Raw genomic sequence first — 14044 nt, 5'->3', positions numbered from 1 at the left:
CCGGTGTGTCTCCTCGTGGGGGAGGGGAAACGCGAGTCGTTCGGCAGGAACGCGGTTTGGCGTGAACGCGGTGACTCGATGGAGCGAAACAGTAGGAGGACTAGACCAGTGCGGTCAATGGTGCGGACCAATTCCGGTGTCCGGAAAATTCTTGGAGTAAGCGGTCGTTAACAAGTGACGCGCCCTGCTCGATCGGGCATACTCACAGCTCACAGCGGCTGGCCGGCTGTCTCCGAGACCCGGAGGCCGATCCCTTGGCCAGGCGCCGGAACAACCCCGGCGGAGCCGCCCCCAACCCGAGGCGCAGAACCGCCGTCATGCCCGAACAGGGAGGAGAGCGTCGCCATGTCCGACCACGCCCCGCAGCCGGTGGACCGGCAACTGCCCACGGACGAGGCGCGGGACCTGATCTCGCTCGTCCGAGACATCGCACAGCGCGAGATCGCCCCGAAGGCGGCGGAGGAGGAGGACGCGGCCCGCTTCCCGCGCGAGGCCTTCGCCCTGCTCTCCGGCTCCGGACTGCTCGGCCTGCCCTACGACTCCGCGTACGGCGGCGGGGACCAGCCGTACGAGGTCTACCTCCAGGTCCTCGAGGAGCTTGCCGCGGCCCGCCTGACCGTCGGCCTCGGGGTCAGCGTGCACACCCTCGCCTGCTACGCGCTCGCCACCCACGGAACCAAGGAGCAGCAGGCCGAGTACCTGCCGGTGATGCTCGGCGGGGACCTGCTCGGCGCCTACTGCCTCTCCGAGCCCTCCTCCGGGTCGGACGCGGCCTCACTGCGCACCAGGGCGGTGCGCGAGGGCGGGGGAGACTGGACGCTCACCGGCACCAAGGCGTGGATCACGCACGGCGGCATCGCGGACTTCTACACCGTCATGGCCCGCACCGGCGAGGAGGGCCCGCGCGGAATCACCGCGTTCCTGGTCCCCGGCGACGCCGAAGGGCTGAGCGCGGCCGTACCGGAGAAGAAGATGGGCATGAAGGGCTCGCCCACCGCGCAGGTCCACTTCGACGGCGTACGGGTCTCCGACGACCGGCGGATCGGCGAGGAGGGGCAGGGATTCGCCATCGCCCTGTCGGCGCTGGACGGCGGACGGCTCGGCATCGCGGCCTGCGCGATCGGCCTGGCGCAGGCCGCGCTCGACGAGGCGCTCGGTTACGCGTCCGGGCGACGGCAGTTCGGGCGGCCGATCGCCGACTTCCAGGGGCTGCGGTTCATGCTCGCGGACATGGCCACCCAGATCGAGGCCGGGCGCGCGCTGTATCTCGCGGCGGCCCGACTGCGGGACGCCGGGCGGCCGTTCGCCAAGCAGGCGGCCATGGCGAAGCTGCACTGCACCGACACGGCGATGCGGGTCACCACCGACGCCGTCCAGATCCTCGGCGGCTACGGCTACACCGCGGACTTCCCGGCCGAGCGCTACATGCGCGAGGCCAAGGTCCTGCAGATCGTCGAGGGAACGAACCAGATCCAGCGCATGGTCATCGCCCGCCATCTCGCGGGGCCGCAGACGAGCTGAACCGACCGAGCCCCTGCCAGGGCGCCGCGAGCCGGACCCACTCCGGGTCGTGCCGTCCGGGCAGGGTGCGGCCCTCGTCGGCCCAGGCCCGCATCAGGTCCCGGTAGATCGGCGGATCCGGCAGCTGGGGCGGTGGCGGCGGCGCAACGGGTACGGTCAGCGGCGCGACCGCGGTGCGGACCATGGAATGCGGTGCGGGCTGCGGTTCGGACGGCGGGGCGAGGGCAAGTCGTTGACGCCCGGTCGTCGAGCGCGTGGGGGTCGTCATGCCTGGGCAACGCGGGAGCGGCCGGGCAGGTCACCGACCGCCCGAATAGTGCGTGCGTTCGCGGCCGACCGGATGAACGGCCGGCCCCGGACGGTCCGGCTTCCGGCACCCGGCGGCGCACCGCGCAGTGCGGTCGCGGTGCGCCCGGCGGGAGTGACGCGCGTGCGCCGGTACGCCGGGTGCGCCCGGCGCGTCCGGAGCGCTTCCGTGGGCCGGCCCGGCTCCGGACGGGGCGGCCGGGGATGGCTCAGGCCGCGTGGCGCCGCATGGCGGGGACCCTCATCGGACGCGAGGCCGGACCTCCGACGTGCGAGAACGGCTGGGTGCGCCAGTCGAGTCCCTGAGGGAGCGTCAGCAGCAGGGCGGTGTCCTGCTCCTGGGGCGTCGCGGACTCGTCCGCCGGCCGGGCGTCGTCGGCGCTTCGGCCCGTACCGGCGCAGACCGTCAGCCCGAACGGGTTCCACGGCGTGGCGCACAGCGCGTGCTCCGGCAGGACCTCCTCGTCCGCGAGCAGGGCGATCGGCTGCGCGCAGTCCGGGCACACGACCCGGTACATCTCGAAGGTGTCGTACGCGTCGAGTTCGTCGTCGAACGTGTCGGGATCGACGTACTCCGGGACGAGTTCGACGACCGGCTGCTGCCGCTTGGGCGTGCTGCGACCAGGGCGCTTAAGACTCTGCATGGGTTCTCCCCCTCGGGCTGGGCCGTGAAGGCGCTGCGGCCTCGACCACAGCAAGCACTTCCCGTCCCCCGTGGGGGGTAATCACGAGAACATCACGGAGACCGTTCGAACGCTGTGGTGTTCGTCACATGCCGACCGTAGTGCTCCCTGCGACGGCTTTGTCCCCCGCCCGGGACGGAACGGCGCCCGGCACATCACGAACCGGCCATGACCTGGACGGCTCAGGTATCCGACGGGATCAACGGCACTGTAGGTTCTTGCGCCATGGAGGAGCTGGACCGACAGATCGTGCAGCTGCTCGTCAAGGACGGGCGGATGAGCTACACAGACCTGGGCAAGGCCACGGGCCTGTCCACGTCGGCCGTGCACCAGCGGGTGCGCAGACTGGAACAGCGCGGAGTCATCCGCGGCTACGCCGCAGTGGTCGACCCGGATGCCGTCGGCCTGCCCATGACCGCCTTCATCTCGGTCAAACCGTTCGACCCCAGCGCCCCCGACGACATCGCGGACCGCCTCGCCGGCGTGCCCGAGATCGAGGCCTGCCACAGCGTCGCGGGCGACGAGAACTACATCCTCAAGGTGCGCGTGGCCACCCCGCACCAACTGGAGGAACTGCTCGCGCGGGTGCGCTCGCTGGCGGGTGTCTCCACCCGGACGACCGTGGTCCTGTCCACGCCGTACGAGGCCCGGCCGCCACGCGTCTGAAACCGTCCTCCGCACGGGAGCGTCGGCGTGCGCGGGAGTGCAGGGCGCATCCAGGGCGTGAACAGCGGCCCTGGGTGCGGGCCGGGCCCTCCGAGGGGCGAGACTGGGGGCCATGAGCGAACGCACCGCCCCGCAGCACACAGACCCGCCGCGCACCGTCCTGCTCCGCCGCGGAGAGGTCCACAGCCCCGCCGACCCCTTCGCCACCGCGATGGTCGTCGAGGGCGGCCAGGTCGCCTGGGTCGGTTCCGAGGGTGCCGCCGACTCCTTCGCGGACGGGGTGGACGAGGTGATCGACCTCGACGGGGCGCTGGTCACCCCGGCGTTCACCGACGCTCATGTGCACACCACGGCCACCGGACTGGCGCTCACCGGCCTCGACCTGTCCGGGGCGCCCTCCCTGGAGGCCGCACTGGACAGGGTGCGGGAGTTCGCCGTCGCCCGGCCGGCCGACAGGGTCCTGCTCGGCCACGGCTGGGACGCCGCCCGCTGGCCCGGCGGCCGTCCACCGACCCGTGCCGAACTCGACGCGGCCACCGGCGGGCGCCCCCTGTACCTGAGCCGGATCGACGTCCACTCCGCGGTGGTCAGCACCGCGCTGCTCGACCTCCTCGCCCGCGAGGACGCCGGCGAGCTCACCCGCGAGGACGGGCCTCTCACCGGCGACGCCCATCACGCCGTACGCGCCGCCGCCCTGGGCGCCGTCACGTCCGCCCAGCGCACCGAGGCCCAGCGCGCCGCGCTGGCGCACGCCGCCTCGCTCGGCATCGGCACCGTCCACGAGTGCGGCGGCCCGGAGATCTCCTCCGAGGACGACTTCACCGGCCTGCTGCGGCTCGCCGCCGAAGGCCCCGGCCCGCGCGTCGTCGGCTACTGGGCCGAGCGGAACGTCGCCAAGGCACGCGAACTGGGCGCGGTCGGCGCCGCGGGCGACCTGTTCGCCGACGGCGCCCTCGGCTCGTACACCGCGTGCCTGCACGCCCCGTACGCCGACGCCGGCCACACCGGCACCGCCCACCTCGACGCCGCCGCGATCGCCGACCACGTCGTCGACTGCACCGGGGCGGGCCTCCAGGCGGGCTTCCACGCCATCGGCGACGCCGCCGTCGCCGCGGTGACCGGGGGAGTGCGCGCCGCCGCCGAGAAGGTCGGCCTCGACCGCGTCCGCGCCGCCCGGCACCGCGTCGAACACGCCGAGATGCTCACCCCCTCGACCATCGCCGCCTTCGCCGAACTGGGCCTGACCGCCTCCGTCCAGCCCGCCTTCGACGCCCTGTGGGGCGGCGAGGACGGTATGTACGCCCGGCGCCTGGGCGTGGAGCGGGCCCGCACCCTGAACCCCTTCGCGGCCCTGCTGCGCGCCGGTGTCCCGCTCGCCTTCGGCTCCGACAGCCCGGTCACCCCTCTCGACCCGTGGGGCACCGTCCGGGCTGCCGCCTTCCACCGCACGCCGGAGCACCGCGTCTCCGTGCGCGCCGCGTTCACCGCGCACACGCGCGGCGGCTGGCGGGCGATCGGACGCGACGACGCGGGCGTCCTGGTGCCGGGCGCGCCCGCCGACTACGCCGTCTGGCACACCGGCGCTCTCGTGGTGCAGGCGCCCGACGACCGGGTGGCACGCTGGTCCACCGACCCCCGCTCCGGCACCCCCGGCCTGCCGGACCTGACCCCGGGCGGTGACCTGCCGGTCTGCCGGCGCACGGTGGTCGGCGGACGCACGGTCTTCGTACGACCGGGCGAGTGATCCACGCCGGCCGTCCGGCGACGATCATGTGGCGTACCCCCGCCGCGCGACCTGCGCGTCCTCCCGGCGACCAGGCATGAGAACCACGTGGCGCGGGGGCGCACGGTTGTTGACAGACAGCGGCGGGAGGCCGGTAGGTTCGGCCGGGGACACCGACGCCCGACCGGGAACTTCCGCTCACTCGTGGCGGCGCCGCTGGGTCAGGGACGGTGTGCCGCACGGTCCATCGCCACTGGGAGCCGGCTCAGCGTCGGCGCGACGCCGAGGGAACGTTCCGGCGGGTCGGGAAGGTGTGACCCCGGGCGGGGCCCGGTCGCTCAGTAGACAACGGCTTCAGGTCGACTCGCAGCCAGCGGGTCCCAGGTCGGCCCGAAGGGTGCCGGGCCCCCCTCCGTCGTACACGCAAGGGCACGCTGCTGCCCGACCCTCGAAAGACCTTCGGAAATCCACAGCATCGTACGAACGTCCTTCCACGTCATCGCAGGGGCTGTGACCACTATGGTGGGACTCTGCACAGGAGATGAAGGGGCTGCAGTGAACGACGGCGACGGGACCCGCGCGGCGGATGCCCAGGGGAGGACCTTCGGCCCGCTCGGCAAGGCCTTGGTGATCATTCCGACCTACAACGAGGCGGAGAACATCAAGGCCATCGTCGGCCGGGTGCGCAAGGCCGTTCCCGAGGCGGACGTTCTCGTGGCCGACGACAACAGCCCCGACGGCACCGGCGCGCTCGCCGACGAACTGGCCGCCGAGGACGACCAGGTCCAGGTGCTGCACCGCAAGGGCAAGGAGGGCCTGGGCGCCGCCTACCTCGCGGGCTTCCACTGGGGTGCGGAGCACGGCTACGGCGTACTGGTCGAGATGGACGCCGACGGCTCCCACCAGCCCGAGGAACTGCCCCGGCTGCTCACCGCGCTCAAGGGCGCCGACCTGGTGCTCGGTTCGCGCTGGGTGCCCGGCGGCCGGGTGGTCAACTGGCCCAAGTCCCGTGAGTACATCTCGCGCGGCGGCAGCCTCTACTCGCGCATGGCGCTCGATCTGCCGCTGCGTGACATCACCGGCGGCTTCCGCGCGTTCCGGCGCGAGACCCTGGAGGGCCTCGGCCTGGACGAGGTGGCCTCCCAGGGCTACTGCTTCCAGGTCGACCTCGCCCGTCGCGCGGTCAGGGCCGGCTACCACGTCGTCGAGGTGCCCATCACCTTCGTCGAGCGGGAACTGGGCGATTCGAAGATGAGCCGCGACATCCTCGTCGAGGCGCTGTGGCGGGTCACGGCGTGGGGCGTGGGGGAGAGGGTCGGCAAGGTCCTCGGACGCGAGGACGACAAGCGGGCCGGGCAGCCGAAGCCGAGCGAGCGGGCCGCCGGGCCGACGGAGGCGGAGCGGTCCGGCCCTACGGAGCGGTCCGAACACACGGAGCGGGCCAAGTCGTAGGTCCCGCCTGTTCGGTCGGACCCCCGGCGCGGCGTGTCCCGGGTGGCCCGCTGTTCCGGAGGTCCCGCTTATCCCGTACTGAGCCGGCGTTCGGCACACTGGGAGTATGACGACTGGCGCTCAGACCTCGAACCCCGCCCGGCCCCGACGCTCCAGGCTGCGTACCTTCCTGCCGCTCGGCGTCGCCGCGTGGCTGGTGCTGGAGATCTGGCTGCTCACGGTCGTCGCCGGGGCGTCGAACGGGCTGGTGGTCCTTCTGGTGCTGCTGGCCGGTCTGGCTCTCGGCTCGGTGGTCATCAAGCGGGCCGGCCGGCGCGCCTTCAAGAGCCTCACCGAAACGCTGCAACAGCAGCAGAACGGCGTGCTGACCGAGCCGCGGCCGAACAGCGAGGGCAACGGCCTGATGATGCTGGGCGGACTGCTGCTGATCATCCCCGGCCTGATCTCCGACGCGGTCGGTCTGCTCCTGCTCGTGCCCCCGGTCCAGAAGGCCGTGAGCCGCTACGCGGAGCGCACCCTCGAGCACAAGCTCCGCGAGGCCGCCCGGGGCTCCCTGGGCGACGCCTTCCAGCAGGCGCGTATCCACCGGCCCGACGGCAAGGTCGTCCAGGGCGAGGTGATCCGGGACGAGCCCGGGGCCGCGCCGGACGACTTCCCGCAAGGACCCCGCCCGCCGCTCTCCCGCTGAGAGCCGGCGGGAGCCGCCGAGGACCGAGAGCCGCGGTCCTCTGTGCTGCTGTGCTGGGTTCCCCCGCCCGGATCCTTCGCCGGGATCAAGCCGACTTTCGGCTGTCCCGGGGATGAACCGCGATGTTCATCGCACCGGAGCGGAGAACGGCGAGACGCTCCTCGAGAACCTCTTCGAGTTCCTCTCGGGTACGTCGCTCCATCAGCATGTCCCAATGCGTACGCGCGGGCTTGGCCTTCTTTTCCTCGGGGCCGTCGCCGTCAACCAGGAGTGCCTGGGCACCGCAGACCTTGCACTCCCACTCCGGCGGGATTTCCGCCTCGACCGAGAAGGGCATCTCGAAGCGGTGCCCCTTCTCGCATGCGTACTCCACGGCCTGGCGCGGGGCCAGGTCGATGCCGCGGTCCGTCTCGTAGCTGGTCACCACGAGGCGCGTGCCGCGAAGAGCTCGCTCACTCATGAATCGTGCCTCCCGGGCTTGTCGCCCACAGGACAGGTGTCGCTGTCGTCGTCATCCGGTCAACGTCCGGTCGGCGGTAAAGATTCCCGTTCCGGGCCATGTGTCGCCGTCGTAGCCGCAGCCTTCTCAACCAGTGCAGTACCCACCGGCGCCCGGTTTGTCACACCTGATGACAGGTATGACACAGCGTTTCGGCATCTTTGACGCGCAGTAACGGTACACCTGGCAGGCCAAACGCGTACACTACCGCCCTTTCGTGCCGAGTGCTAAATCCTCTCTGGAACGGGATTCCCCGCGGCGGCGATGGCCCGGCGCACGGGTACCCGCGCGAGCAGCGCGAAACCGAGGACGAAGAAGGCCACCAGCGAGATGATCGCGTCCCGGTAGCTCCCCGTGAACTGGTAGGTCAGCCCGAACAGCAGCGGCCCGAGCCAGCTCATCCCGCGGTCGCTCAACTCGTACGCCGAGAAGTACTCGGCCTCCTTGCCGGGCGGCACGAGGTGCGAGAACAGCGACCGGGACAGCGCCTGGCTGCCGCCGAGGACCAGGCCGATCCCCGCGGCCAGGACGAAGAACCACACCGGCTCCCCGGCGGGCAGGAAGTATCCGGCGGCCAGGGTCACCGTCCAGGCGACCAGCGAGCCGAGGATCGTCCGCTTCGCCCCGTGGATCCGTGCCAGCCGGCCCAGCGCCAGCGCACCCACCACCGCCAGCACCTGGACCAGCAGCACGGCCACGATGAGGGTGGACTGCCCGAGCCCCAGCTCCTTCGAGCCGTAGACCGAGGCCTGCGAGATCACCGTCTGGATGCCGTCGTTGTAGACCAGGTACGCCAGGAGGAAGGCGAGCGTCAGCGGGTGACGGCGCATGTCGCGGAGGGTCGCCGCGAGCTGCCGGAAGCCGGTCGGGGCGCCCGCCTCCCGCGCGGGGGCGCGACGGTCGCGCAGGCGTCGCAGCGGCACCAGGGTGAAGGCGCCCCACCACAGGCCCGCCGACGCCAGGCAGATGCGGACCGCCATGCCCTCGGAGAGCCCGAAGCTGTCATGGGCGGTGTAGAGGATCAGATTGGCGACGAGGACCAGGGCGCCCGCCGCGTAGCCGAAGGCCCAGCCCCGCGAGGAGACCGTGTCCCGCTCCTGGGGCGTCGCGATCTGCGGCAGGTAGGAGTTGTAGAGCATCATCGCCACGGACTGCGCCGCGTTCGCCACGACCAGCAGCACGCCGCCCAGCAGATAGCGCTCGCCGTCGAGGAGGAACATGCACGCCGTCGCGGCGGCCCCGGTGTAGGCGGCGGCCGCGAGCAACGGCTTCTTGCGGCCGGTGCGGTCGGCGGCGGCGCCCACCAGCGGCATCACGAGCACGGCCAGGATCACCGACAGGGAGACCGCGTACGCGAAGAAGGACCCCGCACGCACCGGAATGCCGAACGGATGCACGAACCCGTCCGTGTCCGCGGCGGCCTCGGCGACCGAGGTCAGGTAGGGGCCGAGGAACACGGTGAGCACGCTCGTGGAGTACACGGAGCACGCCCAGTCGTAGACGTACCAGCCGCGCTGCTCGTACCGCCGGCCGGCCGCCTCGTCTGCCGCAGATGACCGCACGGTGTCGTTGCCCACCCGTGCCCTCGCTTCCCCGTGAACGCGCTCGGTGGCCGGGCGGGGTGTCAGACCCAGATCCCGCGGTCCTCCATGACCTTGCGCAGTGTGTCGATGTGATCGGTCATGATGCCATCCACACCCAGGTCCAGGAGCCGGTGCATCCGCTCGGGCTCGTTGACCGTCCACACGTGCACCTGGAGCCCGCGCGCATGGGCGGTGCGCACGAAGCGGCGGTCCACCACCGGGACGCCGGACTGGGCCTCCGGCACCTGGGCGGCGACGGCCGACCGGCGCACCGTCACCGGTACCCCCCACGACCGCAGCCGGAGGTTCAGCACCCCCCTGGTGCCGTACGACGTCGCGAGCCGGGGCCCGGCCAGCCGCTGGGCACGCACCACGCGGGCCTCGGAGAACGAGCCGAGACAGACCCGGTCCCAGGCGTCCGTTCGCTCGATCAGCTCCAGGAAGGGCAGGAGGGCCGGCTCGGCCTTGACGTCGACGTTCCACCGCACCCCGGGGAAGACGGCGAGCAGTTCCTCGAACAGGGGCACCGGCTCCCGGCCCGCCACACGCGCCTGCTCCACGTCCCGCCACGGCAGGTCGGCGATCAGGCCCGCTCCGTCCGTCACCCGGTCCAGGGTCGCGTCGTGGAACGCGACGAGCCGGCCGTCGCGGGTGGCATGGACGTCGGTCTCGATGTAGCGGTAGCCCGCCTCGACGGCGCACCGGAACTGGCGCGCGGTGTTCTCCAGGCCGTCCGCGGCCCCGCCGCGGTGGGCGAAGGCGATCGGGCCGGGATGGTCGAGGTAGGGGTGGCGTATCGGTGGTGTCACGGACGCAGTATCACCCCGCGCGGTTGACCCGCGGCAACGACCGCGAGGCCGTCGGATGCCGGGGGGACTGCGAACAGCCGGAGGAACAACTGGGCGATCGGGCCGATCGTCACCGCGTACAGCAGGGTCGCCACGCCCACCGTGCCCCCGAGGACGAAGCCCGTGGCGACCACCGTGACTTCGATCACCGTGCGCACCAGCCGGATCGACACCCCTGTGCGCCGGTGAAGCCCCGTCATCAGCCCGTCGCGCGGCCCCGGCCCGAAGCGCGCCGCGATGTACAGCCCCGTCGCCGCGCCGTTCAGCACGATGCCGGCCGTCGTCGCCACCACGCGCAGGACCGTGCCGTGCGCCTCGGGCACCACCATCAGGGTCGCGTCCATGGCCGCGCCGATCAGCAGGACGTTGGAGACCGTTCCCAGCCCCGGGCGCTGGCGCAGCGGGATCCAGAGCAGCAGCACGGCCGCACCCAGGACGGTCAGCACCACGCCCATCGACAGGCCCGTGCGCTCGGACAGGCCCTGGTGCAGCACGTTCCATGGTTCCAGGCCGAGCCCGGACCTGACCAGCAGCGCCGAGCTCGCGCCGTACAACGCCAGCCCGGCGTACAGCTGGAACAGCCGCCGTGCGAGATGCCCGTGCCGGGGTGGGTGGCTGGACAAGGTGTCCCCCTGTGGTGGAAGTGGACCGATGCGTGACACCCTGTGGCGTGGATGGGGATCTCATCCATGGCCAATTCGGGGAAGGTGGACTGATTGTAATGGCGCAGTGGACCTCAGCGGTGGGTGCGGCGCAGCTCGCCCGGCTGCTCAACTCCCAGCAGGACCGCCCGGCCGGCCCCGGCACCCGCCGCCCGCCCGCCTACCGGGCTCTCGCCGACGGCGTCCGGCTCCTGGTGCTCGAAGGGCGCGTCCCCGTGGCCGCCAGGCTGCCCGCCGAGCGGGAACTGGCCCTGGCCCTGTCCGTCAGCCGCACCACCGTGGCGGCCGCCTACGAGGCGCTGCGAGGAGAGGGTTTCCTGGAGTCGCGGCGCGGTGCCGGCAGCTGGACCGCCGTCCCGGCCGGAAACCCGGTCCCCGCGCGGGGGCTGGAACCGCTGCCCCCCGAGGCCCTCGGTTCGATGATCGACCTCGGCTGCGCCGCGCTGCCCGCGCCCGAACCCTGGCTCACCCGCGCCGTGCAGGGCGCGCTGGAGGAACTGCCGCCCTACGCGCACACCCACGGCGACTACCCGGCCGGACTGCCCGCGCTGCGCGCGACGATCGCCGACCGGTACACCGCGCGGGGCATCCCGACCATGCCCGAGCAGATCATGGTGACGACCGGGGCGATGGGCGCCATCGACGCCATCTGTCACCTCTTCGGCGGACGGGGCGAGCGCATCGCCGTCGAGTCGCCGTCCTACGCCAACATCCTCCAGCTGATGCGGGAGGCCGGGGCCCGGCTGGTCCCCGTGGCCATGGCGGAAGGGCTGGCCGGCTGGGACATGGACCGCTGGCGCCAGGTGCTCCGCGAGGCGGCACCGCGCATCGCGTACGTCGTCGCGGACTTCCACAACCCGACCGGCGCGCTGGCCGACGAGGAGCAGCGCCGCCGGCTCGTGGAGGCGGCGCGCTCGGCGGGCACGGTGCTGGTCGCCGACGAGACGATGAGCGAGCTCTGGCTCGACCCGGACGTGGAGATGCCGCGCCCCGTGTGCGCCTTCGACCCGGCCGGGTCCACGGTGATCACGGTCGGCTCGGCGAGCAAGGCCTTCTGGGCCGGCCTGCGCATCGGCTGGGTGCGCGCGGCCCCCGAGATGATCCGCAGCCTCGTCGCCGCGCGCGCGTACGCCGATCTGGGCACGCCCGTTCTGGAGCAGCTGGCGGTGAACTGGCTGTTCGGCACGGACGGCTGGGAGCGGGCCGTGGAGCTCCGGCGCGCACAGGCCAGGGAGAACCGGGACGCGCTGGTCGGCGCGGTGCGCCGGGAGCTGCCCGACTGGCAGTTCGAGGTTCCGCGGGGCGGACTCACCCTGTGGGTGCGCACCGGGGGGCTCTCGGGATCGCGGATCGCCGAGGCCGGAGAACGCGTCGGAGTACGGGCACCGTCGGGGCCCCGCTTCGGGGTCGACGGAGCGTTCGAGGGATATGTGCGGCTGCCCTTCACCGTGGGCGGGGCGGTGGCCGAGGAGGCCGCGGTACGGCTGGCCGCGGCGGCACGGATGGTCGAGAACGGCGGGACGTCGGGGGCGGAGGCACCGCGCATCTTCGTGGCGTAGCGGACGCAGCGGTGCCTGCGCCCGGGGGCGGCGCGGGTGTGCCCACCGGTGTGGACCGGGCCCTCAGGAGGGTTCGGCGGCGGCCGCCTCCGCGGGAACCGGCTCCAGAGGAGCCTTGTCCGTGTCCGTCGTGTCCGTCGTGTCCGCCGCATACGGCTCTGTGACGGCCCTGTCCGTGGTGGCCGGGTCCACGGGCTTCTTCTCCAGGGAGTGCTTGTCCGTGCACGTCGCGTCCGCCGGAGTTCTGCGCACGGGGCCGGATTCCGGGGCCGTCCGCTCCGGCTCCGTCCGCGTCGGCTCCGTCCGTGCGTCGCCCTGAGCGGAGCGGGCCGGGAGCAGGTCCAGCACCGCCTTCCGGTGGTCGGCGCCGGTCGTGTCGTCGTACGGGTTGGGTGTGGCCGGGACCTGGAGGCGGTGCACCGGGCCCGTGCCCAGGCGGGCGTAGCCGCGACCCGCGGGGACGTGATCGAGGGGCGTGGTGTGCGGGGGAGCGCCCAGGACGGCCGTCACCTGCTCCGGAGTCGCGGGTCCGAGCAGCACACGCGCGCGCGTGTGCTGCCGTACCGCGTCGCTGAGGGTCTCCAGGCTGTCGAGCTGATCGGCGACGACGACCGTGACGTTCGCCGGGCGGCCGTGCCGCAGCGGGATCTGGAGCAGCGACTGGGGGTCCTCCCGGCCGTCGGCGGCCGCGAGGTGCGTGAACGCGCTCGGGCGGTCCAGCAGGATCCACAGCGGCCGCTTGGTGTCCTCGGGCGGCGGATCGCCCGCCTGGTGGGCGCGGTTGGCGGCGATCAGGCGGCGCTCCGTCTCGCGTGCGGCCCACTGGAGACTCTCCAGCACTCCCGCCAGGTCGCACTCGACGGCGAGCACGCCGTCCCGGCCGGTCAGGCACGCGTACTCACCGGTTCCGCCACCGTCGACGATCACCACGTCGCCGTGGCGCAGCGCCTGGAGGGCGACGGAGCGCAGCAGGGTGGAAGTGCCGCTGCCGGGCTGCCCGGCCGCCAGCAGATGAGGCGCGGTGGAGCGGATGCCGGTGCGCCAGACGACAGGGGGAACGTCGCGCTGCTCCTCGCCGTGGGCGAGCGGCAGGGTCCGGTGCACCTGCGTGGGGTCGGTGAAACCGAGGACCGTCTCACCGGGAGACGTGACGAAACGCTGGGCGGCGATGTCGGCGGGCAGCGGTGCGAGGACCTGGACCGTGAGCTGGTTGCCCTCCTCGTCCCAGGCGAAGTGGTATTCGCGGCCGCGCCCCGACTTGGCGGCGAGCAGATGCTCGATCCGCGCGCGGGACTCCGCCTCGCCGTCGGTGTAGTACGCGGGGTAGACGACCACCAGGTGCGTGATGCGGCCCGTCCCGTCGAACTCGTACGCAGGGAAGGCCTTCTCCCACGAGCCGCCGTGGGTGTAGAGGGGGTCGGGGTCACCGGCCGAGGAGAAGTACGGCACCAGGGCGTCGTACAGCGACTTCAGGCGCTGGGCCTGCGACTCGTCGGGGCCCTCGGTCCCGGCCGGGGCGCGGTCCCGGCCCTGCCAGGCCGCTGCCGCCATCAGGGCGACGGCGGCGAGCAGCGGACCGTACGGGAGCAGCAGCACGACCAGGAGCACCGACGCCACCAGGAAGAGCAGCGCGCCGCGCCGGTCCTTGGGGGTGTCGGCCACCCTGCGCCGTCCGGCCGAGGCCAGTCGGCGCAGTCCGCGCACGATCGTGATCAGTGGGTGGAGGATGTCGGTGGCGCTGTCGGCCGCCGTCCGGGCCAGCTCCCGGCTCCGGGCGAGGTGGGCGCCGCGGTTGCTCAGGATGCGGGGGAGGGGACGCCGGGCCACTGCTGCCTCCAGGGCATGGGATACGGG

General features: G+C 72.8%; 12 protein-coding genes. 6 read left to right on the top strand and 6 right to left on the bottom strand.

The window, feature by feature from the left end; translation table 11 throughout:
* The first annotated feature begins 345 nt into the window (after positions 1-345).
* Positions 346-1521 carry an acyl-CoA dehydrogenase family protein gene (locus tag AOK11_RS29350; protein ID WP_055596745.1) on the top strand — a complete coding sequence of 392 codons (1176 nt, stop codon included), beginning with the start codon at positions 346-348 and terminating at the stop codon, positions 1519-1521.
* A 515-nt stretch (positions 1522-2036) separates the two neighbouring features.
* On the opposite strand, the gene AOK11_RS29345 is transcribed toward AOK11_RS29350, so the two are convergent.
* Complete coding sequence (locus AOK11_RS29345) at positions 2037-2471, bottom strand: hypothetical protein (RefSeq protein WP_055596744.1); 435 nt, start codon at positions 2469-2471, stop codon at positions 2037-2039.
* Between the two features lie 264 nt (positions 2472-2735).
* Between AOK11_RS29345 and AOK11_RS29340 the strand changes: the two genes are divergently transcribed.
* The 4 genes from AOK11_RS29340 to fxsA all read left to right on the top strand — a co-directional run bounded on the left by AOK11_RS29340 (position 2736) and on the right by fxsA (position 7039).
* The gene (locus AOK11_RS29340; protein WP_042173992.1) at positions 2736-3176 is read left to right on the top strand and encodes an Lrp/AsnC family transcriptional regulator; all 441 of its coding nucleotides are present in this window, start codon (positions 2736-2738) and stop codon (positions 3174-3176) included.
* A gap of 112 nt (positions 3177-3288) precedes the next feature.
* Positions 3289-4920: an amidohydrolase gene (locus AOK11_RS29335; RefSeq protein WP_055596743.1), complete on the top strand. Its 1632-nt coding sequence runs from the start codon at positions 3289-3291 to the stop codon at positions 4918-4920.
* Between the two features lie 534 nt (positions 4921-5454).
* Positions 5455-6351, top strand: coding sequence for a polyprenol monophosphomannose synthase (locus AOK11_RS29330; protein WP_055596742.1), 897 nt, complete (start codon positions 5455-5457; stop codon positions 6349-6351).
* A gap of 106 nt (positions 6352-6457) precedes the next feature.
* Entirely contained in the window at positions 6458-7039 is a 582-nt protein-coding gene (fxsA, locus tag AOK11_RS29325) for an FxsA family membrane protein (protein ID WP_055596741.1), read from the top strand.
* Positions 7040-7124: 85 nt separating this feature from the next.
* Here the strand turns inward: fxsA and AOK11_RS29320 are convergent, their stop codons facing one another.
* The 4 genes from AOK11_RS29320 to yczE form a co-directional block, all read right to left on the bottom strand.
* A complete protein-coding gene (locus AOK11_RS29320; RefSeq protein WP_003977404.1) occupies positions 7125-7499 on the bottom strand; it encodes an RNA polymerase-binding protein RbpA in 375 nt (124 codons plus the stop codon).
* Positions 7500-7765: 266 nt separating this feature from the next.
* Positions 7766-9115 (bottom strand): MFS transporter, encoded by a 1350-nt coding sequence (locus AOK11_RS29315; protein WP_055596740.1) that lies wholly within the window; start codon positions 9113-9115, stop codon positions 7766-7768.
* Positions 9116-9162: 47 nt separating this feature from the next.
* Positions 9163-9930 carry a glycerophosphodiester phosphodiesterase family protein gene (locus tag AOK11_RS29310; protein WP_055596739.1) on the bottom strand — a complete coding sequence of 256 codons (768 nt, stop codon included), beginning with the start codon at positions 9928-9930 and terminating at the stop codon, positions 9163-9165.
* Positions 9927-10592, bottom strand: coding sequence for a membrane protein YczE (yczE, locus tag AOK11_RS29305; RefSeq protein ID WP_055596738.1), 666 nt, complete (start codon positions 10590-10592; stop codon positions 9927-9929). The genes AOK11_RS29310 and yczE overlap by 4 nt, the downstream gene beginning before the upstream one ends.
* Positions 10593-10690: 98 nt before the next feature.
* On the opposite strand from yczE, the gene AOK11_RS29300 reads away from it, so the two are divergent.
* Complete coding sequence (locus tag AOK11_RS29300) at positions 10691-12190, top strand: SCO1417 family PLP biosynthesis transcription factor (protein ID WP_055596737.1); 1500 nt, start codon at positions 10691-10693, stop codon at positions 12188-12190.
* Positions 12191-12253: 63 nt separating this feature from the next.
* Here AOK11_RS29300 and AOK11_RS29295 read toward each other — a convergent pair whose 3' ends face one another.
* Positions 12254-14017 carry a hypothetical protein gene (locus tag AOK11_RS29295; protein WP_079035153.1) on the bottom strand — a complete coding sequence of 588 codons (1764 nt, stop codon included), beginning with the start codon at positions 14015-14017 and terminating at the stop codon, positions 12254-12256.
* Between the last annotated feature and the right edge of the window lie 27 nt (positions 14018-14044).

The sequence above is a fragment of the Streptomyces hirsutus genome (assembly GCF_001418415.1).
In the GTDB taxonomy this organism is placed as follows: domain Bacteria; phylum Actinomycetota; class Actinomycetes; order Streptomycetales; family Streptomycetaceae; genus Streptomyces; species Streptomyces hirsutus.
This window is presented reverse-complemented; position numbering and strand designations above follow the sequence as displayed.

Bases quoted from the DNA above. Each gene is read 5' to 3' on its own strand.
- AOK11_RS29350 (WP_055596745.1), top strand. From the start codon at position 346: ATGTCCGACCACGCCCCGCAGCCGGTGGACCGGCAACTGCCCACGGAC.
- AOK11_RS29335 (WP_055596743.1), top strand. From the start codon at position 3,289: ATGAGCGAACGCACCGCCCCGCAGCACACAGACCCGCCGCGCACCGTC.
- fxsA (WP_055596741.1), top strand. From the start codon at position 6,458: ATGACGACTGGCGCTCAGACCTCGAACCCCGCCCGGCCCCGACGCTCC.
- AOK11_RS29340 (WP_042173992.1), top strand. From the start codon at position 2,736: ATGGAGGAGCTGGACCGACAGATCGTGCAGCTGCTCGTCAAGGACGGG.
- AOK11_RS29345 (WP_055596744.1), bottom strand. From the start codon at position 2,471: ATGCAGAGTCTTAAGCGCCCTGGTCGCAGCACGCCCAAGCGGCAGCAG.
- AOK11_RS29300 (WP_055596737.1), top strand. From the start codon at position 10,691: ATGGCGCAGTGGACCTCAGCGGTGGGTGCGGCGCAGCTCGCCCGGCTG.
- AOK11_RS29320 (WP_003977404.1), bottom strand. From the start codon at position 7,499: ATGAGTGAGCGAGCTCTTCGCGGCACGCGCCTCGTGGTGACCAGCTAC.